Source organism: Mucilaginibacter sp. P2_D11, from assembly GCF_056404435.1.
The window spans coordinates 1-26,440 of the sequence record NZ_JBFUEA010000017.1; the positions used below are offsets into that span (position 1 = coordinate 1).

The 26,440-nt window shown below is 44.5% G+C and carries 32 protein-coding genes; 25 read left to right on the forward strand and 7 right to left on the reverse strand.

Annotated elements, in window-relative coordinates; genetic code table 11:
• Nucleotides 1-439: 439 nt before the first annotated feature.
• From AC1DXC_RS22635 to AC1DXC_RS22645, 3 genes are read right to left on the reverse strand one after another with little or no spacing between them, the layout of a single operon-like run.
• Nucleotides 440-811 carry a DUF4476 domain-containing protein gene (locus AC1DXC_RS22635; RefSeq protein ID WP_477461448.1) on the reverse strand — a complete coding sequence of 124 codons (372 nt, stop codon included), beginning with the start codon at nucleotides 809-811 and terminating at the stop codon, nucleotides 440-442.
• Nucleotides 812-846: 35 nt separating this feature from the next.
• Nucleotides 847-1,167: a hypothetical protein gene (locus AC1DXC_RS22640; RefSeq protein WP_477461449.1), complete on the reverse strand. Its 321-nt coding sequence runs from the start codon at nucleotides 1,165-1,167 to the stop codon at nucleotides 847-849.
• A 53-nt stretch (nucleotides 1,168-1,220) separates the two neighbouring features.
• Entirely contained in the window at nucleotides 1,221-1,994 is a 774-nt protein-coding gene (locus AC1DXC_RS22645) for an HNH endonuclease (protein ID WP_477461450.1), read from the reverse strand.
• 128 nt (nucleotides 1,995-2,122) lie between these two features.
• Between AC1DXC_RS22645 and AC1DXC_RS22650 the strand changes: the two genes are divergently transcribed.
• A complete protein-coding gene (locus tag AC1DXC_RS22650) occupies nucleotides 2,123-3,373 on the forward strand; it encodes a hypothetical protein (RefSeq protein ID WP_477461451.1) in 1,251 nt (416 codons plus the stop codon).
• Nucleotide 3,374: 1 nt separating this feature from the next.
• Nucleotides 3,375-4,733, forward strand: coding sequence for a hypothetical protein (locus AC1DXC_RS22655; protein ID WP_477461453.1), 1,359 nt, complete (start codon nucleotides 3,375-3,377; stop codon nucleotides 4,731-4,733).
• A 179-nt stretch (nucleotides 4,734-4,912) separates the two neighbouring features.
• Here the strand turns inward: AC1DXC_RS22655 and AC1DXC_RS22660 are convergent, their stop codons facing one another.
• Together AC1DXC_RS22660 and AC1DXC_RS22665 are read right to left on the reverse strand one after the other, a co-directional pair.
• Nucleotides 4,913-5,044, reverse strand: coding sequence for a hypothetical protein (locus tag AC1DXC_RS22660; RefSeq protein ID WP_477461454.1), 132 nt, complete (start codon nucleotides 5,042-5,044; stop codon nucleotides 4,913-4,915).
• A gap of 428 nt (nucleotides 5,045-5,472) precedes the next feature.
• Nucleotides 5,473-5,838, reverse strand: coding sequence for a CoA-binding protein (locus tag AC1DXC_RS22665; RefSeq protein WP_477461455.1), 366 nt, complete (start codon nucleotides 5,836-5,838; stop codon nucleotides 5,473-5,475).
• A gap of 275 nt (nucleotides 5,839-6,113) precedes the next feature.
• Between AC1DXC_RS22665 and AC1DXC_RS22670 the strand changes: the two genes are divergently transcribed.
• The 22 genes from AC1DXC_RS22670 (at nucleotide 6,114) to AC1DXC_RS22775 (ending at nucleotide 24,086) form a co-directional block, all read left to right on the forward strand.
• On the forward strand, nucleotides 6,114-6,689 hold the full coding sequence (locus tag AC1DXC_RS22670; protein WP_477461456.1) for an RNA polymerase sigma factor: 576 nt from the start codon (nucleotides 6,114-6,116) through the stop codon (nucleotides 6,687-6,689).
• 18 nt (nucleotides 6,690-6,707) lie between these two features.
• Entirely contained in the window at nucleotides 6,708-7,106 is a 399-nt protein-coding gene (locus AC1DXC_RS22675) for a hypothetical protein (RefSeq protein ID WP_477461457.1), read from the forward strand.
• Between the two features lie 132 nt (nucleotides 7,107-7,238).
• A complete protein-coding gene (locus AC1DXC_RS22680; protein WP_477461458.1) occupies nucleotides 7,239-7,451 on the forward strand; it encodes a hypothetical protein in 213 nt (70 codons plus the stop codon).
• 288 nt (nucleotides 7,452-7,739) lie between these two features.
• Nucleotides 7,740-8,177: a 50S ribosomal protein L13 gene (gene rplM, locus AC1DXC_RS22685; RefSeq protein WP_133236292.1), complete on the forward strand. Its 438-nt coding sequence runs from the start codon at nucleotides 7,740-7,742 to the stop codon at nucleotides 8,175-8,177.
• Between the two features lie 19 nt (nucleotides 8,178-8,196).
• The gene (gene rpsI, locus AC1DXC_RS22690) at nucleotides 8,197-8,583 is read left to right on the forward strand and encodes a 30S ribosomal protein S9 (protein ID WP_133236290.1); all 387 of its coding nucleotides are present in this window, start codon (nucleotides 8,197-8,199) and stop codon (nucleotides 8,581-8,583) included.
• A gap of 21 nt (nucleotides 8,584-8,604) precedes the next feature.
• Nucleotides 8,605-9,468 (forward strand): 30S ribosomal protein S2, encoded by an 864-nt coding sequence (gene rpsB / locus AC1DXC_RS22695; RefSeq protein ID WP_477461459.1) that lies wholly within the window; start codon nucleotides 8,605-8,607, stop codon nucleotides 9,466-9,468.
• 87 nt (nucleotides 9,469-9,555) lie between these two features.
• A complete protein-coding gene (gene tsf, locus AC1DXC_RS22700; RefSeq protein WP_477461460.1) occupies nucleotides 9,556-10,407 on the forward strand; it encodes a translation elongation factor Ts in 852 nt (283 codons plus the stop codon).
• 169 nt (nucleotides 10,408-10,576) lie between these two features.
• Nucleotides 10,577-11,698 (forward strand): N-acetylglucosamine-6-phosphate deacetylase, encoded by a 1,122-nt coding sequence (gene nagA, locus AC1DXC_RS22705; RefSeq protein ID WP_477461461.1) that lies wholly within the window; start codon nucleotides 10,577-10,579, stop codon nucleotides 11,696-11,698.
• A 50-nt stretch (nucleotides 11,699-11,748) separates the two neighbouring features.
• Nucleotides 11,749-12,453: a UMP kinase gene (gene pyrH, locus AC1DXC_RS22710; RefSeq protein WP_477461462.1), complete on the forward strand. Its 705-nt coding sequence runs from the start codon at nucleotides 11,749-11,751 to the stop codon at nucleotides 12,451-12,453.
• 271 nt (nucleotides 12,454-12,724) lie between these two features.
• Nucleotides 12,725-12,964 carry a helix-turn-helix domain-containing protein gene (locus tag AC1DXC_RS22715; RefSeq protein WP_477461463.1) on the forward strand — a complete coding sequence of 80 codons (240 nt, stop codon included), beginning with the start codon at nucleotides 12,725-12,727 and terminating at the stop codon, nucleotides 12,962-12,964.
• Between the two features lie 59 nt (nucleotides 12,965-13,023).
• Nucleotides 13,024-13,668, forward strand: a complete 645-nt coding sequence (locus AC1DXC_RS22720) for an HD domain-containing protein (RefSeq protein WP_477461464.1) — start codon at nucleotides 13,024-13,026, stop codon at nucleotides 13,666-13,668.
• A 29-nt stretch (nucleotides 13,669-13,697) separates the two neighbouring features.
• Nucleotides 13,698-15,005: a carbohydrate porin gene (locus AC1DXC_RS22725; protein ID WP_477461465.1), complete on the forward strand. Its 1,308-nt coding sequence runs from the start codon at nucleotides 13,698-13,700 to the stop codon at nucleotides 15,003-15,005.
• Nucleotides 15,006-15,111: 106 nt separating this feature from the next.
• Complete coding sequence (locus tag AC1DXC_RS22730) at nucleotides 15,112-15,645, forward strand: YceI family protein (protein WP_477461466.1); 534 nt, start codon at nucleotides 15,112-15,114, stop codon at nucleotides 15,643-15,645.
• A gap of 84 nt (nucleotides 15,646-15,729) precedes the next feature.
• Nucleotides 15,730-16,794 (forward strand): sensor histidine kinase, encoded by a 1,065-nt coding sequence (locus tag AC1DXC_RS22735; RefSeq protein ID WP_477461467.1) that lies wholly within the window; start codon nucleotides 15,730-15,732, stop codon nucleotides 16,792-16,794.
• A gap of 48 nt (nucleotides 16,795-16,842) precedes the next feature.
• Nucleotides 16,843-17,493 carry a DUF47 domain-containing protein gene (locus tag AC1DXC_RS22740; protein ID WP_477461468.1) on the forward strand — a complete coding sequence of 217 codons (651 nt, stop codon included), beginning with the start codon at nucleotides 16,843-16,845 and terminating at the stop codon, nucleotides 17,491-17,493.
• Nucleotides 17,494-17,507: 14 nt separating this feature from the next.
• The gene (locus tag AC1DXC_RS22745; protein ID WP_477461469.1) at nucleotides 17,508-18,539 is read left to right on the forward strand and encodes an inorganic phosphate transporter; all 1,032 of its coding nucleotides are present in this window, start codon (nucleotides 17,508-17,510) and stop codon (nucleotides 18,537-18,539) included.
• A gap of 41 nt (nucleotides 18,540-18,580) precedes the next feature.
• The gene (locus tag AC1DXC_RS22750; RefSeq protein WP_477461470.1) at nucleotides 18,581-19,303 is read left to right on the forward strand and encodes a DUF4197 domain-containing protein; all 723 of its coding nucleotides are present in this window, start codon (nucleotides 18,581-18,583) and stop codon (nucleotides 19,301-19,303) included.
• Nucleotides 19,304-19,805: 502 nt separating this feature from the next.
• Nucleotides 19,806-20,258 (forward strand): 3-oxoacyl-ACP synthase, encoded by a 453-nt coding sequence (locus AC1DXC_RS22755; RefSeq protein ID WP_477461471.1) that lies wholly within the window; start codon nucleotides 19,806-19,808, stop codon nucleotides 20,256-20,258.
• Between the two features lie 145 nt (nucleotides 20,259-20,403).
• Nucleotides 20,404-20,811, forward strand: coding sequence for an RNA recognition motif domain-containing protein (locus tag AC1DXC_RS22760; RefSeq protein ID WP_477461472.1), 408 nt, complete (start codon nucleotides 20,404-20,406; stop codon nucleotides 20,809-20,811).
• Between the two features lie 358 nt (nucleotides 20,812-21,169).
• Entirely contained in the window at nucleotides 21,170-21,313 is a 144-nt protein-coding gene (locus AC1DXC_RS22765; RefSeq protein ID WP_477461561.1) for a lipocalin family protein, read from the forward strand.
• 147 nt (nucleotides 21,314-21,460) lie between these two features.
• Nucleotides 21,461-22,024, forward strand: a complete 564-nt coding sequence (frr, locus tag AC1DXC_RS22770) for a ribosome recycling factor (protein WP_477461473.1) — start codon at nucleotides 21,461-21,463, stop codon at nucleotides 22,022-22,024.
• 301 nt (nucleotides 22,025-22,325) lie between these two features.
• Nucleotides 22,326-24,086 (forward strand): ABC transporter ATP-binding protein, encoded by a 1,761-nt coding sequence (locus AC1DXC_RS22775; protein ID WP_477461474.1) that lies wholly within the window; start codon nucleotides 22,326-22,328, stop codon nucleotides 24,084-24,086.
• An 83-nt stretch (nucleotides 24,087-24,169) separates the two neighbouring features.
• Here AC1DXC_RS22775 and AC1DXC_RS22780 read toward each other — a convergent pair whose 3' ends face one another.
• Both AC1DXC_RS22780 and AC1DXC_RS22785 read right to left on the reverse strand, forming a co-directional pair.
• Complete coding sequence (locus tag AC1DXC_RS22780; protein ID WP_477461475.1) at nucleotides 24,170-24,661, reverse strand: hypothetical protein; 492 nt, start codon at nucleotides 24,659-24,661, stop codon at nucleotides 24,170-24,172.
• Nucleotides 24,662-25,834, reverse strand: a complete 1,173-nt coding sequence (locus AC1DXC_RS22785; protein WP_477461476.1) for a THUMP domain-containing class I SAM-dependent RNA methyltransferase — start codon at nucleotides 25,832-25,834, stop codon at nucleotides 24,662-24,664.
• 83 nt (nucleotides 25,835-25,917) lie between these two features.
• On the opposite strand from AC1DXC_RS22785, the gene AC1DXC_RS22790 reads away from it, so the two are divergent.
• Nucleotides 25,918-26,283, forward strand: coding sequence for a DUF3127 domain-containing protein (locus AC1DXC_RS22790; protein ID WP_133236248.1), 366 nt, complete (start codon nucleotides 25,918-25,920; stop codon nucleotides 26,281-26,283).
• The last annotated feature ends 157 nt before the right edge of the window (nucleotides 26,284-26,440 follow it).

The following is a 26,440-nucleotide window of genomic DNA, read 5'->3' on the forward strand; positions in this document are numbered from 1 at the left end:
GTCCCTTTAAAAGTGGACCTCAACCAAGGCATAGTCAGTGTGTGCACCAGGCCTGGGCAACTCTTTTACAGTTACTATCAAGGAATGATCAATAATAATATTGAACACCTTTCTATATTGAACCGGATAAAAAACGTTTTGCTAAAGATTGTATTCAAACTTATTCATTCGGACACCCTGTTTAACCAGGAAATCTTCATGAAAAACAAAGTCTCATGGCAAAAACATTTGCATATGTCATAGTAATCAACATGACGTGTTTTCTTTTTTGATTTTCCCTCGCCGTCATGCCGAATTTATTTCGGCACCCCACACGGCAGGTATCCGGCATGCAAAGCGGATAAGCATTGTGGCAACTTTTATGATGGGGTGTTGAAACAAGTCCAACATGACGCTTATATAGTTTGATCATTTTCGTGGCATCACGAAAATGATCAAACTACCTATGGCTTTTTACGAAATCCTCCAACTCGTTTTTGCTGGCCTCGTCGCCAAAAAGGTCTTGTATTTTGTCGTACTTTTTATAGTTTACCGTGTAGGCGAAGGCAAACTTAGCGCAGATGAGTTTGCTTTCATCTGTCCCGAACTGGTTAAGCAGCGTAGTTAGTTGCTCCACCGTGATGCCCTTATCCTTTACCCCCGCCTTTAGCGCTTCCACCTTTTCGGCGTCGCTGCCTTTTTGCTGCATGCTGGCGAGGATGGCTTTTGCCTGCGCATCCGTCATGGCTTGTTTGGGGTGCTGTATTTTTTGCGAAAAGGCAATGGTGCTTATGGTTATTAGTAAGGTGATGATGCAAAGTATCTTTTTCATGATGAGCCGGGATTGATTGATGCTAAAATAAGGAATTACCAGGTAAATGGTTTCACCTTTTCAATAGCTGCTATAAATTCCGCCAAAGTTAATGCTGTATTCGGCGCTTCGGAGGTGTGTTCGATGGATTCGAACTCGTGCCAGGTGTGGTCTAGCTGGTTATTCCATGTGGGGAAGTGGAGGTCGGGTAGCAGCCATTCGTCAACGTAGAAATAAGTCTCGTCGATGAGTTTGGATTGGATGAGGGTTTCCAAATCCCGTGATTCCACGTTGTCCGGATTGCTGAAGATAACCCAGCCGTGGTTTTTATAGTTGCCGGCATCGCGGTAGCGGTAGTTGAATTTGATATTGGGCATGCGGCTAATTTAGCCGGATGAGGTGGGGTAGGCAATCGGATATGAGTGAACTTCTAAACTTTAAAAGTGCTGTTATGTACTTTCAAGAACTCCACATCAATCGAGAACTTTTTAGGAGACAGCAAAGGCATGCCATCGTAAGCGATGAAGTTTTCCTGTATGCTTGGGATGTTGCTGCTTTTATGAAAGACGGATGATACTTTGATTTTGAAATCTTCGGTGATGGTTAGCAGGCCCCTGTCGAAAGCCTTATCGTGCAAGCAATTTAAAGCCAAACCATTCTTGGGGTTGAGGCGGTTACCTTCGTCTTTGCTCCACGGCAAAATATGGCTGGCTACCAAAAGCGATGTTTGGTCGATGCCGGTAATGCAGCACTGGTTATCGAAATTGCTCAATACCATCTTGCGGAAAGCCGTTTGATTGAGCCTTACCAACACCGAACGGACAACCTCCCTGCCTTCCCTTTGCTCGAATTCTTCCTCCTCGATAGGATTTAAGGCCTCGATGGTGGTGTTCTTCTTCTGGGCAAGCAGGGCTTCGCTTTCTATAAATTGCTGGTCCCAATTATGCATGTATTCTTGCCAAACCTGTCTGTCCAGTTTGCTGGCATTCTCCAAACCTCTGATACCCCGCGCCTGTAGCTTAGGATCGAAACTGGCGAAATTGCCCAGCTTGCGGGCAATCGCCGATGGACTCCTATCGATAATCGCGGCCAAATCCTTAACCTCGGCGTTATTAGCATGCATCTGCCCGAACCGTATTTTACTGTACAGGTTAATGGCGAGGATAAGCTGCTCTTTTGTCCAGAGGGTTTGGCCGGGTTTCATGGGTGAAAAATTTCTGAAATATAGGAAGTTAGTTCATTAATTACTTAGGCAACATAAGATTCTTAAATCATAATTTGCGATACCATTTGTATAATAAAAACTTATACATTTAAACATTTCAGTTACATATGAATGCAGAAGTTTTAGGTACTCGCCAAGATGGGAATTCTACATGCTATTTGGCTAGAATGTCGTTGTTCGAATACGTAGAAAATATCCCTGATGACTACAAGGATTACGATGTTCAGAGGGAAATAGTTTCAAACGTTTATCTTGATAATTTAGTTGAGACTGTCTTGTTAAAAAAACATATTCCTCCAATTGTACTAATAGCAAATGGCACTAATATAATAGATAACATTCTTGAAATACCTAATTTCAAAATACTTGACGGGCTGCAAAGAACCTACAGGTTAAATGTAATTTGGAAAACAATTTCATTTTTCATCCAAGAGTTTCATGATACGCCCGGACTTTTAGGCTTTACAAAATTCGCGCTTTCCAGAAAGTATTCAAAAGCCCTTTCATTTATTGAGTCATCTACAAGAGTTCTGTCGGTTATCATTGAATTGTATCAAGAGCGATTTAGTCATTTGGATGATCCTAACCAAGCATTGATCGATTGCTACAAAAAGAACTATCAGTGGTTTGAAATATGGATTAATTTAACCCCCAAAGAAGAGGTGGACAAGATGCTCATTTTAAACGCCGGCCACAAACCTGTGAAAATAAAGCATCAGCTTGAAATTATCTTTAGTAACATATTGCCTCTGCTGAAGGAAGTTGACAGAGGCTCTTTCCGAATAATACGTGAAAAACAAATAGCATCAACTCAGTTTAGTAAAAATAGAAAGAAAGGAGAATTTCATTTTTCACACTTGATTTCTGCTTTAATTTCTTTTAAAGAAGGAATTCCCGTAACTACAAATTCAGCTCTAATTCAAAAACTCCAGGATTCAGATTTCAAATCGGAAGAGGATAGCCAATACTTCAGTTTCGAATTTCTTGAAAATTATGTTGGTTCTTTAATCGAAATTGAAACGGCAATAATTGACAGCAATACAAATAGTAACGATGCCGCCGTAAAATGGATTGGCCGAGAAATCGCTTTAACTGGCATTTATGGCGCATTCGGCGCAAAATTAAAATCAGACCTGGAGAAGGATCTTTTAATAGGTTTTTTGAGAGTAAAGGCGACTTTTATACGAAATATTGGATTGTTAAACTTGTCTGGTTTCGAAACGGCTCGAAACAACTTGGATCTTGGTAAAATAAACATTGGGACAGTAAATAAAAACGCAGTTTTTAATGCGACAAAGCATTTACTATCCTCTCCCAACCCTACATTAATTAATTGGAATTTTTATTTTAACAATTGATATGCTCCAATTAAACATAGCTTATGATGCGCTTTTGGAGTTTCTATCGGAAATTTCCACTGATACCCAGGCAGAAACGTTCTCAGTGTCTATAGGTGATTCAATTAAAGAAACCGAATTTGCAGGTCTGTTTGACCTATTGGACTCTTTAATCGAGGAGATAACAACTGCAAAGGATACTCAGGAACTATACGCCAATTACGATGCCTTAGCAAATTTGTTAGATGATTTTGAGGAAAATTTCAGCACATATATTGTAAAGTTTAAAGATGAAATACGGTTGTATATAGCGGTGTCTAAAGCAATATCTAACCAAATCGTTGATCTGACTAGCCCTACCCCCATAATCACAACAGAGTTCGAATTAATCCCTGTTAATGACTTATTAGATTACGACATCGATTTTTATCATTATACTAACTTAACTGATTATAGTCAATCGCTTTTTGTATTGAACGTACGAGTAATTAAAGACTTAGACGCATACCTCTCTCATCATGTCTCAATAGATGTAAAATTACTATTCATCCTTTTATCGAAAATAAATAGGGCGACAGCACTTACAATGACAAAGTATGCTTTAATTAAAGCCGGCAATAGCGTTTATCCGAAAAGAATTACAGCAGCAATTTTACTCCATTATGTTTCCGATGGGCATCCTTTTCATAAAGCGCTACATTTTTTAGACAAACCTATTAATAACTGGCGAAGTGAAATTAAAGTTGAAAATAAGTATCAACAATTTTCCGAAACAATCTATATCATAAGTGAATATAATTCGACTAAAGATATTTTAGATAAGTACCTGCGGTTATACCATGTAATAGAAGACTTTATGTATAAATCTTCTTTAGTAAAATTAGAGTTGGAAAAATCTGGCGCTATATTTTCTATAAGAGACTTTAAACGAATGAATAAGGAAATTTCAAATTTTGAAATTGAAGCATTGGAGAAATTCATATTAAAATTTCTGGCCCTTGAACATGCTACTGGTGTTACTTTCAAAACTCGTTTTTTTTCACAATGGCAATCTCTCTTAAGTTTTTATCCGGGGGGAGAATTGGAAATTGAAAATGTTTTAAAAAAATTCATCATAACTATTAAATTCGTTGACATTAAAGAAGGTGGTTTGAAAGCTTTTTTATCACAGCTTATATACAATGTTAGAAATTCAATAGTTCACAACAAGAGCACTGAATTCCACCTAACCTATAATAATATGGATAATGACACTTTTAAACTAATGTCTATCTATTTATTAAAAGTTATGGAGGAAATTGTATTTTATCTTGTATCCAAGCACAATAATGATTTAGTTTGGTTTAGGAACACAAGTATGATGCTTTGGGAAGACAATTAATTTTTGTCTTAAGCTTTATAATGTCCATTCCCAAAATTGATCTTCCACCTCAAAAAAGATGTGCTTACAATTGTAATTTAAACACTCATTAATTGTTAGTTGTAGAAGAGTATGCAAGAAGCTGGATAGCTCTTCAACCCTCGCTCCGCAAATTGGGCAGGTAGTGGGTTGGTCAGTTGTTAGGTAGTAGGTTGCCATAAAACAAATATATCAATCAAAAACCTCCTCACCACCATCTCCGGCTTGGTATCCTTCCCGCGTATGCGCGACATATTGTAGCTTCGGGTTTCTTTGGAGTGTACATCGGCCATGGTAGATAAACTTACAGTTTCCGGCTTTGTTTAGCAAGGGCGCCAATTACCGACGCATGCGGGCTTGCACATCGTATTCAGCAGCCTTTCCCTCCCAAAAAACAGGCTGGAAATTCCTGGAAATCCATAGCTAAAATTGGCGCAAAACCTGGAAAAACCTGGAAATTTTTTTGGAGCAGCGTATGGCCCGTTTTGCTTAAAAACGCCCTTTCCGTGCAAATTAGGCACTTTTTGCAAAATAGCCTCAAAAGGTCCATAAGTCCCCAAAAGCAAAGAAAAACACCGAAAAACACCCATTTTTATCGGTGTTTTGATAAATTTTAGCAAAAAAACGAAGGGAAAATGAGGATGCAAGGGCAGCCTGGTCGGGCATGATTTTTCGGTGTTTCCCCAAATTTCTATAAAACAAAACCTGGAAAAACTACAGCTCAATATTGCCCAATACTCAGCAGCACCAGCGTGCAGGCGTAGTCGGTTTCTATGCCTTGTTCTTCGGCCATGCGGCGGAGGTCGGCGTTCTCGGTGCCGGGGTTAAAGATGATGCGCTTGGGTTTGGTGCGGAGGATATAATCGTACAGTGGCGGCTGGTTCTGCGGGCCAACGTATAGGGTAATGGTATCTATATCGGTATGGATGGTCTCGGGCTTTTCGATAGGTACGCCGGCAACCTCGCCGGTTTTGATGCCCACGTTCACAATGCTATGCCCGCGGCTCACCAGTCGGTTAGCCGCAAGGTAAGCGTAGCGGCTGGCATCGGGCGTTGCGCCAAGTATCAATGTTTTTTTATCGGCCATAGTTTTAGAACGCGCAAGGTAGTTCAAAAGTTTGCTTTGGCGTTGGGCAGTTTGCTTTTTACGGGCGGATGACGGGCTGTAATAAGGGTGATTGAACCACAGAGTGCACAGAGAAGTCGCAGAGTTTCACAGAGCCTTGCAAGTTTAAAAGCGAAGGTATCAATCTCTCCGTGCCTCTCTGTGCCTCCTCCGCGTCCTCTGTGGTTAAAAAATCTTTTATTTTATTTAAAATGTTTTAAAAGGCTGGTCGTCTTTATCTTTAAACACTCATACAATTGCAAAGCGTAGTAATGCCCCAGGATAAAGAAAGCCATATCATACACACCATCAAGGCGTATGGTAAAAGCCTGTTGGGGTTTATCCGCAAGCGGGTGAAGAGCGATGCCGATGCCGAAGACATCCTGCAGGATGTTTGGTACCAGTTCAGCAACGTACTGAATTCGGAACCCATTGAGCAAACCAGTGCCTGGCTGTACCGTGTTGCGCGCAACAAGATACTCGACAAGCATAAAAAACACACCGAAACCCTGCTTGATGACATGACAGGCAACGATGCCGGTGAAGATGACGATGCGCCCAACTTCAGCGAAATACTCCTCGCCGAGGCCCGCACGCCCGAAACCGAATACATACGCAACCTGTTTTGGGAGCAGCTCTTCATAGCGCTTGACGAACTGCCCGAACAGCAGCGACGGGTGTTCACCTGGCACGAATTGGAGGACATCCCCTTCGAGGAGATTGCCAAACGCACCGGCGAAAACACCAACACCCTGGTATCGCGTAAGCGCTACGCGGTACTGCACCTGCGCAAACGCCTGAAGCAGTTGTATGATGAAATGAATGATTATTGATTTAAAAAAAATAAAGAAATGTACACAAAACATAAAGCAAAGCTATTCCTGATACCTTTTGGGATAGCAGCCATATTAGCCCTGATAAGTTACGTAGTAATGCAGCTTTGGAACCACCTGCTGCCCGATATATTGCATGTTGGCACCATTACTTATTGGCAAGCCATGGGGATATTCGTGCTGAGCAAGATACTCTTCGGCTTTGGCGGCAAAGGTGGAGGCGGTGCGCCATGGATGCGCCGCAAACAAATGATGGAAGAACGCTTCCGTAACATGAGCCCCGAAGACCGCGAGAAATTCAAGTCGCAATGGAAAGACCGTTGCGGCTGGGGCCGTAGGGGCGAACACCGCCGCGGCGGCTGGGACGCCTTCAGGGAAGAAAAACCCGAAGCGGACTTTAAGGAAGAAGAGAAATAATTAATTGCCCTGCCGAACTTGTTTCGGCACCCCATAGCGTGCCGGCGACAGGCACGCACATTGCTTACCACGTGGGGTGCAGGAACAGGTTCGGTAGGGCTTTTGCAACATCACCCACAAAAACACCAACCTATGGATGTGCTGATATTTAAAACAAGCGTAGCAACGCCAAGGCAGGCAAACCGATTACAACCATTGCTAAGCGCGCTCTCAGATATCAAACGCTACACCTTTGATCTGGAAGATTGCGACCGTGTGCTCCGCATCGTAAGCACCCGTATCGAACCACAAACCATCAAGCATATCCTTAGGGTAGCGGGTTTTAGTTGCGAGGAGTTGGTGTAAGAAATGGCGGTATAAAGTAGCAGTTGCAGACTCCTGCTACCGTCACTGCCACTGCCACTTTCCCCCTGCCGCCACTTCCTGCTGCCACTGCTACTTTCCTTCCGGCTACTGCTACTTTCTGCCGCTCCGAAACCCCTAAACCAGCCTCTTCGCCACGCCATCTACCTCATTTAAAATCAAGGCGCTGCAAAAAGTAAATACCATTTGTAAATTTAACAAATACGCGTATCTTTGCAGTCCCGTAATTACGGGGTATAGAATACGTTTAATAAATTTAATTTAAAGCAAGTGAATACGTTAAGTTACAAAACTGTCTCAGCCAACAAGAAAACCGTTAGCAAAGAATGGGTTGTTGTTGATGCAAACAATGAGATTTTGGGGCGCTTGTGTACTAAGATCGCTATGATGATCAGAGGTAAGCACAAGCCAGGTTTCACCCCACACGTAGACTGCGGAGATAACGTTATCGTTATTAATGCAGACAAGATTAAACTGACCGGAAACAAGTTTAGCGATAAAACTTATGTTTCTTACACTGGTTATCCAGGTGGTCAGCGTTTCATTTCTCCAAAAGAGTTAATGGCAAAACATCCTGAGCGTGTGATTGAAAAAGCCGTACGCGGTATGTTGCCTAAAAATCGTTTAGGCCGTGCTATTTACGGTAACCTGCACGTTTATGCAGGCGCAGAGCATCCTCATGCAGCTCAAAATCCAAAAACCATTTAATTAACAGGAGAAAAGAAAAATGCCAACAACTAACACTTCAGGCAGAAGAAAAACAGCAGTTGCCCGCATCTATTTAACTGATGGTGCAGGCGCAATTACCGTAAACGGTAAAGATTACAAAGAGTACTTCCCTACCTTACCTTTACAATACATCGTTATGCAAAGCACAGAAGTTTCTGGCTCGGCTGGTAAATTCGATGTAAAAGTAAACGTAGCAGGTGGTGGTGTAAAAGGACAGGCAGAAGCCGTTCGTTTAGCTATTGCGAAAGCTATTGTTGAACTGGATCCGGAGAAAAAACCGGCACTGCGCGCTAAAGGTTTAATGACACGTGATGACCGTATGGTTGAGCGTAAGAAACCAGGTCGCAGGAAAGCACGTAAGAGATTCCAATTCAGTAAACGCTAAAATTTTAGGAGGACAACAACAATGGCAAGAACAACATATCAGGATTTACTGGATGCAGGTGTACACTTTGGCCACCTTACCCGCAAATGGGACCCGAAAATGTCACAGTACATTTTTATGGAGCGCAACGGTATCCACATTATCGATCTAAACAAAACCTTATCTAAGGTTGAAGAAGCTGCTGCAGCTATAAAACAAATCGTAAAATCGGGCCGCAAGGTATTATTCGTAGCTACCAAGAAACAAGCTAAGGATATCGTAGCCGAGCAAGCGAAACTGGTAAACATGCCCTACATCACCGAGCGTTGGTTGGGTGGTATGTTAACCAACTTTGCTACCGTACGCAAGTCGATCAAAAAGATGTCTAACATCGATAAATTGACTAAAGACGGTACTTACAGCAACCTTTCTAAAAAAGAAAGATTGATGATACAGCGCGAGCGTATCAAGTTAGAAACTTTGCTTGGTGGTATATCGGATCTTAACCGTTTACCTGCTGCTTTGTTCCTTATCGACGTGAAGAAAGAGCACATCGCTGTTTCGGAAGCTTTGAAATTAAACATCCCGACTTTCGCGATGGTTGATACAAACTCAGATCCTTCTAACATCGATTTCCCTATCCCGGCTAACGACGATGCTACTAAATCAATCTCTTTGATTACCGGTATCATCATCAAAGCTATCGAAGAAGGTTTGGAAGAACGCAAACGCGATAAAGAAGACGAGACTGAAAAAGAAGCTGCTGCTGCTAAAGCAAAGGCTGACGCACCGGAAGTTACAGATCGTTCTGCAGCTACCGAAGGCGGTAAAAGGAGAAGGACCGCAGAAGTTACAGCAGAAGCTGCTGAAACCGAAGCACCTGCTGCTGAGTCAACAGAAGAATAATATAAAATTGTTGAAAGGTTGTAATGTTGGAACGTTTTAATGTTCAACTTTGCAACCTTTCAACATTACAACATTAAAACAACTACAATGTCTACAGTACAAATCTCTGCATCTGATGTAAACAAACTGCGCCAGCAAACCGGTGCAGGCATGATGGATTGCAAAAAAGCTTTAACTGAAACCAACGGCGATTTTGAAGCTGCTATTGATTTTTTAAGAAAAAAAGGAGCTAAAGTGGCTGCAAGTCGTCAGGACCGCGAAAGCAACGAAGGCGTTGTTATATCACGCACTTCAGCAGATGCTAAACGTGGTGTTATCATCGAACTTAACTGCGAAACAGATTTCGTAGCTAAGAATGCCGAATTCGTAGCATTTGCCAACGAAATTGCTAACATTGCTGTTGAGGCTAACCCAAAAAACATCGAAGAGCTTTACGCTTTAAGCATCGACGTTGAAAATGCTTCTGTTAAAATTGGTGATGCTATCATCGATAAAACAGGCAAAATCGGCGAGAAAATCGGCGTATCTAAATACGAAGTAATCGAAGGCGAAAAAGTTATCGCTTACATCCACGGTAACTTCCGTTTAGGCGTATTGGTTGGTTTAAGCAAAAACGTTGAAGGCGCTGATGAAGCAGGTAAAGATGTTGCCATGCAAATTGCTGCCATGAACCCGGTTGCTATAGATAAAGATGGTGTTGATGCATCAGTTATCGAGCGTGAGCTTGAGATTGCAAAAGACGTTATCCGCGCAGAAGGCAAGCCAGAAGCAATGGTTGAAAAAATCGCTGCAGGCAAGCTGAACAAATTCTACAAAGATTCTACTTTGCTTAACCAGGAGTTCGTGAAGGATTCTTCGAAGAACGTAAGCCAGTTCCTGGATAGCGTTGATAAGGGCCTCACCGTTACCGCATTTAAGCGGGTAGCTTTAGGAGCTTAAATATATTATCCCCCTCGTTTTTAACGAGGGGGATTTTTTTTGCCCAGGGATTTCTGATACCCGCGTCATTGCGAGGTACGAAGCAATCTCTATGTAGGACAAGCAAATCTGCATAGCTTAGAGAGTGCTTCGTGCCTCGCAATGACGTAAACTGTTAAATTATTCGAATATGATAACAGCGCTTCATAATCTTAAACTCATCTCTAACGGCGCCATCAGCCATGGTAAGGCAATCATCATTTCAGGCGATAGCATTATCGACGTGGTTGGCCTCTCGGCCATTCCGCAGGAAGCTGCAAGAAAGGATTTGCAAGGCGCGTACCTCGCGCCCGGCTTAATAGATCTGCAGATTTACGGCAGCGGCGGGAAACTGTTCGCCGGCACGCCGGAAGTGGCTGCTTTAAAGCGAATGGAAGATGACCTGCTTAACCAGGGCACCATCGGCTTTTTTGCCACCATTGGTACCAATACCAATGAAATTGTAGAGCAAGGCATAGCGGCCGCAAAAGTCTACCGTGCGGAGGCACGCGGATGCTTTTGGGGCTTACACCTCGAAGGCCCATACCTCAACCCCGCCAAAAAAGGCGCACACCCCGAAAAGTATATCAAAAAAGCTACCCTTGCCGAAGTAAAAGGCTGGGTAGAAAGTGCGAAAGGCACCATTAAGATGATTACCATTGCGCCCGAACTGCAAGACCAGGAAGTGATAGATTACCTGCATGCGCAAGGTATCATCATATCATCGGGCCATAGCAATGCCACTTATGAGCAGGGCAAGGCGTTCTTAAACAAACCCATCCCGGCGGTTACGCACCTGTTTAACGCTATGCCGCAGATGCATCACCGCGAGCCTGGCTACATCCCCGCTATTTTTGAAGAGAAACCTTATACCAGCATAGTAGCTGATGGCAACCACGTAGATTGGCCCATGATACGCCTGGCCAAACGCGAATTGGGCGATAAGCTTTTCCTGATAACCGATGCCGTTACTGCAGCCACCGAAGGCGCTTACCAGCATCGTTTAGAAGGCGATAAATACGTAATGCCCGATGGTACACTTTCCGGCTCGAGCTTAACCATGCTGAAAGCCGTGCAAAATTGCGTGGAGAAGGTAGGCATTGATTTAGCTGAGGCCGTAAATATGGCATCGAAATATCCTGCGGAATTGGCCAAAATGGACAGGAACGGACAAGTTGCCCCCGGCTTTTTTGCCGATTTGATCGTCTTTAGCGATGACTTTAAAGTACAGGCAACCGTGCTGAAAGGGAATTTTTTAACAGTGACTACATAAACTTTTAACAATACCATTAATTAACTATTTTTGACAAATCATCCGTCTACATGAAATACAAAAGAGTTCTCCTAAAGCTTAGCGGCGAATCCCTGATGGGGCAAAGACAATACGGTATTGATAACAACCAGGTTTTGCAATACGCGCAAGACATCAAAGCTGTAAAAGAACAAGGTATAGAAATTGCAGTAGTAGTAGGAGGTGGCAACATCTTCCGCGGGCTGAGTGCCGAAAAAAGCGGCATGGAACGCGCCCAGGCCGATTATATGGGCATGCTGGCCACCGTAATAAACTGCATGGCGCTACAGAATGCATTGGAAAGCGTGGGAGTTGATACCCGCCTGCAATCTGCCATTAAAATGGAGCAGATTTGCGAGCCTTACATCCGCCGCCGTGCCATGCACCATTTGGAGTGCGGCAAAATCGTCATCTTTGGCGCAGGCACAGGTAACCCGTATTTTACTACAGATACCGCCGCATCGCTTCGTGCCATCGAGATAAAAGCCGATGTGGTTTTAAAAGGTACCCGCGTAGATGGTATATACACCGCCGACCCGGAAAAAGACCCTAGTGCAACCCGTTATGATGAAATATCTTTCCAGGAGGTGTACGACAAAGGCCTTAGCGTAATGGATATGACCGCCATTACCCTTTGCCAGGAAAATAAATTGCCTATCATCGTATTCGATATGAACAAACCGGGCAACTTTATGAAGATTGCTCAGGGCGAACCCATTGGTACGCTGGTAAAATAGAGAATCGTTTACAAAGAATAAAAAACGCCATGCCGGTTTTACCGTGCATGGCGTTTTTTATTCTTGCGGTTAATTATCTTACTTTCTTTTTATCGTACAGAGCCTTTTTGAGCTTTAAAATCATAGGTTTTGCCGTTTTTTTTGTATTTTCTGCCTACCCAATCATTTTTCAAAAAAAAAAATTAACCAAAAACTAATCCAAACAAAATCCGCGTGTAATTTATTCTCGTTTGTATATGAATTATAGCATCCCCCTCTATTGAAACAGACAATGAAGAATTTGTTAAATTTTAAAGTAAAAGCAGTAGCGGCCAACATCCGCAACAAACGAGAAGAATTGAATTATACCCAGGAATATTTAGCTGCAAAGCTCAGTATTTCGCAAAACGCTTATAGCAAAATAGAGCTTGGCTACACAAAAATCACCCTCGAACGTTTGTTCCAGATTTCTGATGTATTAGAGACGGATTTGCTCGAGCTTATCAAAACGGCGGATGCCGAGGCTGCATAATTTCATAAATTAAACGGAAACCAAATCTGATAAATATATTTGCGGCAAATTGTGATGATATGAGCCATGCAGATATAATATCCCAAACCATCCGTTTTGTGCAGGAGACCCTTAAGGGTGCCGAGGGTGGCCATGATTGGTGGCACATCAATCGCGTGCACACCAATGCCAAACGCATTGCCCAAACCGAAACATGCGATGCCCTGGTTGTTGAGCTTGCAGCACTGCTGCATGATATTGCCGACAGCAAATTCCACAACGGCGATGAAGAGATAGGGCCCAAAACCGCTGGTGATTTCCTCCATAACATCGCAGTCGATGCCGCCATTGTGGAACACGTACAGCAAATCATCAGGCACATGTCCTTCAAATCCAGTTTCGATAAGGTAACCTTTTACTCTCTGGAGCTTGGTGTAGTGCAGGATGCCGACCGGTTGGATGCCATTGGTGCCATTGGCATTGCCCGCGCATTTACCTACGGCGGTTTTAAGGGCCGCGAAATTTACAACCCCGAGATTGCGCCCAGCCTTAACATGAGCAAGGAAGAATACAAAAATACAACGGCGCCTACCATCAACCACTTTTACGAAAAACTACTATTACTTAAAGATAAAATGAACACCGATACCGGCAAGCAAATGGCCGCCCAAAGGCATCAGTTTATGCTGGATTATCTGCAGCAGTTTTACAGCGAAGTGCAGTAACTAATACCCTCATCCCCTTGTTATATATTATGAATAAGCCCCTACTTTTTATCGCCCTGTTATTTATTTCAACAACCGGGCTGGCGCAGGATACCCTAAAGCAGCAACGGTTTAACCTGCATTTTCAGCAAACTATCATTACGCAGTTTAAGCCTGCATTCAGTGCGCCTTACACTGGCGACAACAGCTTGTTGACAAGCAAAGAAACCCAAACATCCTTAACCACCACATTATTCGGCGGTGCCCGTTTATGGAAAGGCGCGTCGGCTTATTTCAACCCCGAGATGTCGGGTGGGGCGGGCTTAAGCAAAACGCTCGGCATAGCCGGTTTCCCTAATGGCGAAACCTTTAGGGTGGGCGGAGCCGAACCCAAGATATATATCGCCAGGTTGTACTTCTCGCAAAATTTCGAATGGGGCAACGATAAAGATACCCTTGCCGACGACGTGAACCAATTGGCCGGCCTACGCAGCAAGCGTTACCTTAATTTTACTGTGGGTAAATTCGGCATGGCCGATTTTTTCGATGGCAATGAGTTTAGCCACGATGCGCGCTCCCAGTTCATGAACTGGTCGCTGATGGATAACGCCGCATGGGATTATCCCGCCAATACCCGCGGTTATGTAATGGGCGCCATGGCCGAGTTAGGCCAACCCACCTGGGCTTTGCGCTTTGCTTTTACCATGACTACCACATCCGCCAACGGCGCCATTTGGGACGAGCGCATCTCCCGTGCAAATACGCAAACTTTAGAATACGAGAAACGCTATCAGCTAAACGGACAAAAGGGTACTATTAGGGTGTTAGGTTTCCGCAACAACGGCAAAATGGGCAATTACCGGCTAGCACTTGCGCAGCAGCCCCTTGCCCCAGTGGTAGATACCAACCTAATTTATGGCAAGCATAAGATGGGTTTTGGCATAAGTGCCGACCAGTACCTGAGCAAGAATTTTGGCGTATTTGCCAAACTGAGCTACAACGATGGTAAAACCGAAACATGGGCATTTACAGAAATCGACCGCTCGATAAGCCTTGGCGCTGTACTAAAGGGTGGCAGTTGGAACCGCAAGGACGACGAGCTAGGCCTGGCCTTGGTGGGCAACGGCATCTCCAAACCCCACCGCGATTATCTGGCCGCAGGCGGTTACGGCTTTATCATCGGTGATGGTAAACTCAATTACGCTTCTGAGTTGGTAGCCGAGGTTTATTACAAACTGAACGCTTACCAGGGCAAACTATGGCTTACGCCCGATTACCAGTTTATTGCCAACCCGGCATACAATAGTGATAGAGGACCGGTACACGTATTCTCGTTAAGGGCGCACGTAGAGTTTTAGCAGATAAAATCAACAGCATCAAATATTATGCTTGTTGCAACGTTTATTTTGCGGCATTAAACTAAAGGCCCTAAAACAAGTCTGTACTGATAGAAAGAACCCAGAGATGAGAAAAGCATTTTTAGCAATTATACTTTTAATAACCAGCATTACCGCGTTTGCGCAAGTAAAAAACAACGTTACCAAGTCCTCCATCACGTTCAAAATAAAAAATTTGGGTATTTACACCGGCGGCAAACTAGGCACTCTGCAGGCCAGCGTAGCCTTCGACCCGGCAAAATTGGCCGATAGCAAGATAGAGGCCATTGCCGATGCAACTACCCTCAATACCGAAAACGAGATGCGCGATGACCACATTAAAAACGAGGACTTTTTCGATGTGGCCAAATACCCTAAGATAACCATGTCTTCGTTATCCTTCAGCCGCAAAAACGCAAGCAATTATGTAGGCAGGTTCAATCTCACCATAAAAGATAAAACCAAGCAAGTAGATGTGCCCTTTAGCTACCTGCCAACCGCAGCCGGTGCCAATTTAAAAGGCAGCTTCAAGATAAACCGCAGCGAATTTGGCATCGGTGGCAGCACCCTTACCCTGGCCGATGAGGCCATAATTACCATTGAGGTAGAAACCGCCAAATAGCCGGGCTTAATACTTAACAATAATTTAATTGCAGCCGGTGCCGGCGCGGGCAAATCATTCATATACAAAGCGTAACTTTGTTGTATGAATTTGCGCGTACTGGTCCTAATTAACTCGGCGGCGGTGGCCATTAGCCTTTCGGCGGTAAACTATTACTTCCAGCATAAATGGTACGATATGATGATAACCTTTTTGGTTACGCTGATAAGCAGCTACATCGTATTCTACTACCTTATAGAGAAATACATCTACTCTAAAATAAAACTCATCTATAAACTTATCCATAACCTTAAGCTTGGCCGCGACTTGCGCGATGCCCTGGGCGAGCACGTAAGCGCTAACCCGATAAAAGATGTGGAGGAAGAGGTAAAAGAATGGGCCCGCCTTAAAAAAATAGAGGTGGACGACCTGAAGAAACAGGAGCGTTTCCGCCGCGATTTCCTCTCGAATATATCGCACGAATTCAAAACTCCGTTGTTTGCCATACAAGGCTATATTGAAGCTCTGCAGGATGATGACTTTGAGGACAAGGAAATGGCCACCAAGTTTTTGGAGAAAGCCTCTAAAAATGTAGACCGGTTGAGCTACCTGATAAAAGATCTGGACGAGATATCGAAGCTGGAATCGGGCGAGATACCTATAAATTACACTAAATTCAAGATAAACGACTTGGTTAAAGAGGTGTTCGAATCGCTGGAACTGAAAGCGAGGCAGCATCTTATCAAACTTACTTTTAAACAAAAATACGACGACGGCATCTACGTAAACGCCGACCGCGAGAAGATAAGACAGGTATTGGTAAATCTGATAGACAACTCCTTTAAGTACGGCAAAGAGGGCGGCGAAACCGCAGTAAGCATCTTTACCCTGCACGAGCAGGTGTTGGTAGAAGTTACCGATGACGGCATGGGGATAGAAGAAAAGTTCCTGCCGCGCCTATTCGAGCGTTTTTTTCGTACAGATACCAGCCGGTCGCGGCAGATAGGCGGCTCGGGGCTTGGCCTGGCTATCGTGAAGCACATTATGGAGGCACACCAGCAAACTATCAACGTGCGCAGCACCGAGGGCCTGGGGTCTACATTTGGTTTTACGCTGCAAAAAACCAAGCAAATACTGCCTTTTCCCAATATACCAGTGTTAAAAAGTTAACATTAACTTAACATTGCAACCGTACCTTTACACCAAATACATAAAATAATGTCACTCAACAGTATCTTCCAGTACTTCGTCCCAAAAGATAAAAAAGTTTTCTTCCCGTTATTTGAGCAGGCCGCAAGCAATGTAGTAGCAATGGCAACTATTTTGGTAGAAGCGGTGAACAGCACCAACACCGGCACGCAGGAAGAACTGTTCAGGCAGATAGACAAACTGGAGAACAAAGGCGACGAACTTACCCACCAGATATACCTGGAGCTTGGCAAAAACTTTATCACCCCGTTTGATAGGGAAGATATACACGCGCTTGCTACCGCAATAGACGATGTTGCCGATTATATACATGGCGCTGCCAACCGCATGGCCCTTTACAAGATTGATGACTTTAACGAACATATACGCAAGTTATCTGATTTGATACTACAGGCTGCCGGCGACCTGGAGAAAGCAGTACGCGAGCTGAAAGACCTGCGCAACGTACGTGCCATAGCCGACTCTTGCATACGCATAAACAGCGTAGAGAACCAGGCTGATTACGTTTTCGACCGTGCTGTTGCCGATTTGTTCCTGTACGAAACAGATGCTATACGCCTGATAAAATATAAAGAGATACTGGCCGCTTTAGAAACCGCTACTGATATGTGCGAGGATGCGGCAAACGTAATGGAATCCATTTTAGTTAAAAACGCCTAACAAAAACCCATTAAATGGTTACCACCTTATTAGTTGTCGTAGTTTGCCTTGCGATTATCTTCGATTTCATCAACGGCTTTCACGATGCAGCCAACTCCATAGCCACCATCGTTTCTACAAAGGTGCTTACGCCTTTCCAGGCGGTGCTTTGGGCTGCTTTCTTTAATTTCCTGGCGTATATAGCGGTAAGGTATTGGGGTTTCCACGGCGGCAACTTCGAAGTAGCCAACACCGTTGCCAAAACAGTGCTTACCAAATACATAACCATGCAGGTGGTTTTTTCGGGCCTTTGCGCAGCCATCACCTGGAACCTCATCACCTGGTGGTTTGGTATCCCGTCCAGTTCATCGCATACACTTATCGGGGGCTTTGCCGGCGCCGGCATGACCAACGCCATGTTTATGGGGGCTAACGCATTTTTGGCGGTAAACACCAAAGTAGTTTTAACCACTGTAGCTTATATATTCCTGGCACCGTTCATCGGTCTAATTATTGCCTACATCATTACTATTTTCATACTCAATATTTGCCGCAACGCAAAACCCTCAAAAGCCGAGAACTGGTTTAAAACCGGTCAGTTGATTTCATCCGCTGCCCTAAGTTTTGCCCACGGTGGTAACGATGCGCAAAAGGTAATGGGTATTATTTATGTGGCGCTGCTATCGTCGCAGGTAATTAGCCATGGCGCGCCCATGCCAAACTGGATACCTATTTGCTGCTATAGCGCCATAGCGCTGGGCACTATGAGTGGCGGTTGGAAGATTGTTAAAACCATGGGTACCAAAATTACTAAAGTTACCCCGCTGGAGGGCGTTGCTGCAGAAAGTGCCGGCGCGGTTACCCTGTTCATTACCGAAAGCTTCGGCATACCGGTTTCTACCACGCACACCATCACAGGCTCTATCATTGGCGTGGGCCTTACCAAAAGGGTATCGGCAGTACGCTGGGGCGTTACCATAAACCTGGTATGGGCCTGGATCATTACTATCCCAATCTCCGCTTTATTGGCCGGGCTGGTATTTGCTTTGGTGAGGGCAATATCGTAATATTGTTTTATTGGCAGCACTTTTGCATGCAAGTAAGTACTATGAAAAAAATCCTGTTGTTTACCCCGTTCCTTTTTATACTATTCTCTGGCTGCGATACGCTTAACCAGGTAGCACAAAGCACCGTGCAGCAATTAGGCAACCCAAGCACCCTGGAGATTGCCAGCGGGCTTAAGCAAGCTTTGGAGATAGGTACGGGCAAAAGCTCGGATCAGTTATCGGTTACCGATGGTTTTTTTGCCAATGCTGCTATCAAAATACTCTTCCCGCCCGAGGCTTTAAAGGCCGAGAAAACCCTGCGCAGCATAGGCCTTGGTAAGCTGGCGGATAACGTAATACTATCGCTTAACCGCGCAGCCGAGGATGCAGCTAAAGAGGCTAAGCCCATTTTTGTGAACGCCATAAAGCAAATGACCATTCAGGATGTTACCAATATATTGTTGGGCAACCAGGATGCAGCCACCCAATACTTTAAACGCACCACCACGCAGCAGCTGGCAGCAAGCTTTAGGCCGGTAATACAAAATAGTCTGAACAAGGTTGGCGCTACCAAATACTATGGCGATGCCGCTACGGCCTATAATAAAGTGCCCTTTGTAAGTAAAATAAACCCCGATATTACCGATTACGTTACCCAGCGGGCTATAGATGGTTTATTTATGGAGATTGCTAAGGAAGAAATCAACATCCGCCAAAACCTATCGGCACGTACCACTCCATTGCTTCAGAAAGTGTTTGGTTTTTACGACAAGAATAAAAAGTAAGTAGCTTAGGCCGCTTGCGCAGTCCTCCTCTTTCCATAATTTTAGCTTGCTCGCCGCTTTAAATGAGGCTTGCTCGCTGCTGCCTACCTAAATGGCACAACGGCTAAAAGCCCAATAAGCAATAATAATATCGAGAGCAGTAACAGGGTAAAAGTGTAGCCTTTAAAGATATGTTGTTTTGCGTGCGGCATCATTAAATTGGTTTTGAAAACTATTACGCAGCCGTAAAGGCAAACGCGACAAAATCAATAATATATTTTTAAGCAGATTGTTTTACTTGCCGACAAAATTGCCCGTTTTATCATTTCCAGGTAAAATGGGGCGTGGTTTGCACAACATTTTGGGCAAGTATTCCGTTTAACAACTCGTAGGTGCCCCGCACCTACATTGTGATAAGGTTTAGGTTGAAAGTCCCGGGCAGCGAGTGCTCCGGGGCTTTTATTTTTTAGGGGCTCTGTATATGCGATACATTTACCATCTTCGTTTTTTTGAGGATAATTAAATGAGCGATATTAAAGAGCAGCTGTATGCACTGTGCATAGCCTACGTACGCACACGAATGCACGCCGCAGAGCAGGCCATAGCCGAAGCGCAGCAAAGCGCTAATAACGACACCAAGAGCAGCGCAGGCGACAAATACGAAACCGGGCGTGAGATGGCCCAGCAAGAAACAAACCGTAACCTTAGCCAGCTAAACGAGGCAAACAAGCTAATGGTGGCCCTGCAACAAATAAGTGCGGCCGGCAAAGCGGCAACAGCAGAAGCGGGGAGTTTGGTAACTACCAATAATGGAGCGTTTTACATTGCCATAAGTGCAGGTAGTTTGCAGTTGGACGGTATGAATTATTTTGCCGTGTCGCCCGCATCGCCTATCGGGCTGCAGTTGAAAGGTAAAAGTGTCGGCGATGAATTCGCCCTGAACGGGAAAAATTACGTGATTGAGGCCGTTTCCTGAAAAAAATGCATCAAAATGTGTCTATTTTTAAAATAAAGGGGGCAGATTGATAAATTATTGTACAAGTGATTAATATCTATTCTATATTTGGTGTAAACAAATACAATGACAGGACAAAAACTGCTCATACTAAACTAATTTTTTGATGAACATATTCGTAGGAAGCCTTCCGTACTCATTAGAGGAAGCAGATTTAAAAGAGCTTTTTGAAGCTTATGGTGAAGTAACCACCGTTAAAATTATTATTGACAGAGAATCCGGCCGTAGCAAAGGATTCGGGTTTGTTGAAATGTCTGACGATGAGGCTGCTCAAAAAGCAATATCTGGCCTTAATGGGTCTCAGGTTGCCGGCCGCAATATTGCGGTTAGCCAGGCTGAGGACAAAAAACCGGGCGATCGCAGAAGCGGTGGCGGCGGTGGTGGTTACGGCGGCGGCGGTGGTAACCGTGGCGGCGGTGGCGGCGGCTACTCAAGAGACAGCAGAGGTGGCAGCGGCGGTGGCGGCGGCTACTCAAAAGATAGCAGAGGCGGCGGCGGCGGTAGCCGTTGGTAACTCTTTAAGGCTTTGGCAAAGCACCGTTTCAACCGGTGCTTTGCTATTGTTTTTCAATTGCACGCTTTCATATACTTTGGTGGCGTGATTTCTTGTGTGCTTGCTTTTAGGATTTGCGATCCTGCACCGGCCATGAATGGTATTCTCCTCTATTCCTGTTGCGGTAAGCTTTTGCCTTTAAAAAACCGTAAATACGCGCGCTTCGTTCATCGTGGTATGAGAACGATTTTAACCATCGAGCTTTTATACTCACTGCGTTCAAGGCGTACCCCACAAGCCTGTTGAACTTGTAGACCTTAAGCGGTTTGCCTGTAGGAAAGGTCAATTTTTGTGGCCCTTTAAGGTTGATTACTGAATAATTGCCCTAGGCGATGATTACGCTTACATGGTTGTGGGCCATCCCGACCATAATTTCCTCTTCATTATGAGCCGCAAGCCCGGCATCGACAAAGAACCTATGATGCGCTGCTTGCTAAGTGTAAAGACATGGGCTACCCGGTAGAAAAACTGGTGTCGCAAAAACAGAACGGCAGTTAAATTGCCGCGCGCAGGAACGCTTGCGCAATTTACCGCTACAAAATGCGTTGTTGGGTGAAAGCTGATTAGGGGCTTTGATAGTTTTTATTATTTTTGTCGAAAATATAAACCGATGAGCGAACTCATTAAAAAACAAGTAGCTGATGCAAAAGCTTTGATGGAAAAAGCAATTGCGCACACAGATAGCGAATTATTGAAAATCCGCGCAGGCAAAGCCAACCCAAGCATGTTGGATGATATCCACGTTGATTACTACGGAACGCCCACACCTCTTAGCCAGGTAGGCAGCGTAAACACGCCGGATGCCCGTACCATAATTGTGCAGCCATGGGAGAAAAACCTGTTGCCGCTGATAGAGAAAGCCATTAAAGAAGCCAACCTGGGCGTTAACCCGCAGAATGATGGCATCATCATCCGCATAAACGTACCACCGCTTACCGAAGAACGCCGTCGCGATTTGGTTAAAAAAGCAAAGGGCGAAGCCGAAACCGGTAAAGTAGCCGTGCGCAACATACGCAAGGATGCTAACGAGAAGATAAAGAAACTGAAAACTGAAGGTGTATCTGAAGACGAGATAAAAGTTGGAGAAGCCGAAGTGCAGAAACTTACCGATACCTACATCATAAAAGTAGATCAGCTTTCAGAAGCTAAAGAAAAAGATATCATGACGGTTTAAAAATCACTTAAACTGTTTTAAGGGAAAGGGAATGGCCGGAGAGGTTATTCCCTTTTTTATTGACACGAATTTGTCGGATTGAACCGAATTTTACGAATTCTTAGGATTAACAGGCCGATGGTTAAAATGTAAATGCGGGCGGACTTGGTCTCTAACTTAATTCGTTTGCATAGCTCTGTGTCTCTCTGTGTTGTTCTCCGTGCTCTCCGTGATTGCAAAAAATCGCTAACCTTAACCATAGTGTCAAATTAAAGGAGATGAGCTTCTTAGCCATTCGCTTTTTTTAGTTTTGTAGCACAACATGAAAATATTAATCTCTTACTTATCAAAACACCGCTGGACGGTTGTGCTCGCACTAGTCCTTGCAGGTTTAAATATTGGCTTTTCGCTACTTGATCCCATGATTACCGGTACTATTATGGACAAGTACATCATACCTAAAGATAATATAGCCCGTAGCTTTGAGTACCGGCTTTATGGCTCGCTGAGCCTTGTTGGGCTGGCTATTGGCGCTGCTATGGTATCGCGGATCGCGAAAAACTTTCAGGACTACTTTACCAACATCATCGTTCAAAAAACCGGGGCGGAGATGTACGCCGATGGGTTAAGACACTCTCTGGAACTACCCTACCAGGTATTTGAGGACCAGCGCAGCGGCGAAACGTTAGGCATTTTGCAAAAGGTACGTACCGATAGTGAAAAGTTCATTACCTCGTTTATTAGCGTACTGTTTGTGAGTTTAGTGGGGATGATCTTCGTTATCGTTTATTCGCTAAAAGTAAATTACCAGGTAACCCTGGTTTATTTTTGTGCCATCCCTATCATCACTTTTGTGAGCATGACGCTGAGTAAGCGTATCAAATCTATCCAGAGGAAGATAGTTGCGGAAACTACTGCACTGGCCGGTTCAACTACCGAGTCGCTCAGGAATATCGAACTGGTGAAAAGTTTAGGCTTAGCCAAACAGGAGATAGAAAGGCTTAATAAAACCACCTATAAAATCCTGGATCTGGAACTACGTAAGGTGAAATTTGTGCGGAGCATGAGTTTTATACAGGGCACCGTAGTAAATTTGGTGCGTAGCGCTATGGTATTAGTGTTATTGGTGTTGATATTTAAAAACGAACTTACGCCCGGCGAATATCTAAAATTCCTTTTTTACTCGTTCTTCCTGTTTAATCCTTTACAGGAGTTAGGCAACGTTATTCAATCGTGGCGCGAATCGCAGATATCGCTGGGGAATTTCGAAAACATCCTGAACACGCCAATTGATAAGAAACCAGAAAAACCGGTGCTGTTAGAAAAAGTTGACACCCTCACTTTTAGCAAAGTTACCTTTAAGCATTTAACCGCCAACCGCAATGCTTTAAATAATATTAGCTTTGAAACCAGCAGTGGGCAAACCATTGCCTTCGTGGGGCCATCAGGATCGGGCAAAACTACTTTAGTGAAACTCCTGGTGGGCCTATACCAGCCATTGGAAGGCGATATCCTTTACAACAGTATCCTGAGTAAGGATATTGACCTGGACCAACTGCGCGAGAAGATAGGCTTCGTAACGCAGGATACGCAGCTGTTTTCGGGCACCATCCGCGAGAACCTTCTGTTTGTGCGCCCCGGTGCTACCGATGAGGAATGTATGAACGTATTGCAGCGTGCGGCTTGCCAAACCCTGCTGGCCCGTGCTGATAAAGGACTGGATACGGTGATTGGCGAGGGTGGCGTAAAGGTATCGGGCGGCGAAAAGCAGCGGCTTTCGATAGCGCGTGCCTTATTACGCAGGCCGGATATTTTAGTGTTCGACGAAGCTACCTCCTCACTCGATTCTATTACCGAAGAAGAGATAACCGATACCATCCGCGATGTATCGGTGCTTAACGATCATATCACCATCCTGATAGCGCATCGCCTATCTACCATTATGCATGCCGACAGGATATTCGTGCTGGAGAAAGGTTACATCATCGAATCGGGCAAGCACCACGATTTGATAGACCAAAAAGGCCTGTACTACGCCATGTGGAGGCAGCAGATTGGCGAAAAGTTTACGGTAGAGGCGTAAGCTTCCTGCAAATTAGCTATAAACAATAAACGCCACGCTTGTATAACAGGCATGGCGTTTATTGTTTATTCGGGTTCGGTCCCTTACAAATCGTATTTCACCACCACGGTTGGCAATAGCGTAGCGGCGTTAAGCGGTATCTGGTCATGTGCTACGATAGGCTTGCGCTGCTTATAAAATTCATAAGCTGCACGTTGCACCTCGGCCTGGCCCGAGGATGGGTTGTTGTAGCCGATAGAGAATGGGATAATAAAATCATGGAATTTCTCTTTGTTAGGAATAATCCACTTCCTGTTAGATTTTTTAAGCGCATCTATCATAGGCAGTGTAAGCAGGTAATCATCGGCGTAGTAGATAACTATTTTCTGGATATTGCCGTTGATATCCGCCGTGAACTTGAACACCGCCATGCCGGTTGCTTTTTTATCAACGATGTCTTTACTCACGTGCAGGCTATCTTTAAAAAAACGGTTCATGATTTGGCCACCCCCCTGAAAAGGAAACGCCAGGTCTTCCTGCGCCTTGCAATAAAAGGCCGACGATACTAACAGGGCAATAATTAATAACTTCTTCATTTAATCTGTTTTAGGTTCGCGTTTGCTGCCTTCGTACAGCTCGTATTCAAATAAGCGGCAATCAAGTTTGCCGTTGTAAAACTCAATTTTGCGGGCTGCGCGCAGGCCAATTTTTTTGGCCAGATCGGGGTTGCCGGTAAAAACGTAGCCACGGTAGCCTCCGCATTGTTTTTTAAGGTAATCGCCAATGCGGGCGTAAGTTATTTCCAGCTTGGTATGCACACCAAGGCGCTCGCCATACTCTGGGTTAAACATCACTATACCCGGCTCGGCAGGTACTTCCGTATCCGCAAAGTCACAAACGTTAAACTCGATCAAATGTTCTACGCCCGCTGTGTTTGCGTTTTTGCGCGCAATATCTACTGCATCGTCAGATATATCGGTAGCTATAATTTTAAAGCCTAAGGCTTTTTTCGCTTTATCCTTTAGCTTGCGGCGCTCCACAAAAAACACCTGCTCGTCGTAACCCATAATATGCATAAAGCCATAATTCATGCGGAAGAGGCCAGGGTGTTTATCAGTAGCCAGCAAAGCGGCCTCTATGGCCAACGTGCCGGATCCGCACATGGGGTTGATAAAAGTGCTTTTCATATCCCATTTGGTAGCCATGATGGTTGATGTGGCCAGAGCTTCCAGCATTGGCGCTTTGCCCGGGATTTTACGGTAACTGTGCTTGGCCAGTGTTTCGCCCGATGTATCCAGATAGATATCGGCTTTATCCTCCTGCCAATACAGGCTTACAACGGTTTTATTGGCATCGGCACCACTATTGGGGCGGATGCCTTTCTGCGCCTTTATGCGGTCTACAATGGCATCCTTCACTTTTACGTTGGCGAAGAGCGGGGTAAGGATATGCTCGTTATTTACGTTGGATGTAACCGAAAAGTAACCGGAAAAATCAATCAGCTTTTCCCACTCTATCTGCACCAGCTCTTCGTAAAGCTGGGTAGGGTTTTCGGCGGTGAAGCTTTTTAAAAGATATAGCACCTGGCTTGCGCAGCGCAGGTTAAGGTTGAGGGCAATGGTATCGGTTACGGTACCAAGCAACTCAACGCCTGTTTGGAAAACACGGGTGGGCGTAAAGCCCAGTGCTTCAACCTCCTGTTGCAGGTAAGGCGAAAGCCTTTTGTTGCAGGTGATTATGATTTTACTCTCGGTGTGGAAAACTTGCATGATATATTTGGCGAATTTATGAATAAATAACCCCGCTTTTAATTTCTTACTGCTAACTTTACATTTTAAATATTTTCGGAACTATGGAAATTAAAGGCAAAGTATATGAAGTATCTCCAACCACGCAGGTTACGGAGTCGTTAAAAAAGAGGGAATTGATACTTGAATACATCGAGAACCCACAATACCCCGAGTATTTGAAGTTTGAGGCTATACAAGATCGTACTGCTTTAATGGATAACGTTAAAGTTGGCGACGATGTGGAGGTTTTCTTTAACCTTAAAGGCCGTAAATGGACCGACAAAATGGGCAAGGTGGTTTATTTCAACACCCTGCAATTATGGAAGATAAACGCATTAGGCGCAGCCGGTACTGCCGCCGCCGCACCGCAATATGCCGCCCCAGCAGATATCAGCTCAAGCGCTGATGACGACGATTTGCCGTTTTAAGGGAGTAGTGAATGAAGAACTGTAAATAGTTGTAGAATAGCTATTTTTATAAAATACAAAAGGCTTTTCGGGTAATCCGGAAGGCCTTTTGTATTTCAACCTGACCTAAACGGCAGGGTGAAGCAACCACTCACTATTCTCCACTCACCGTTCACCA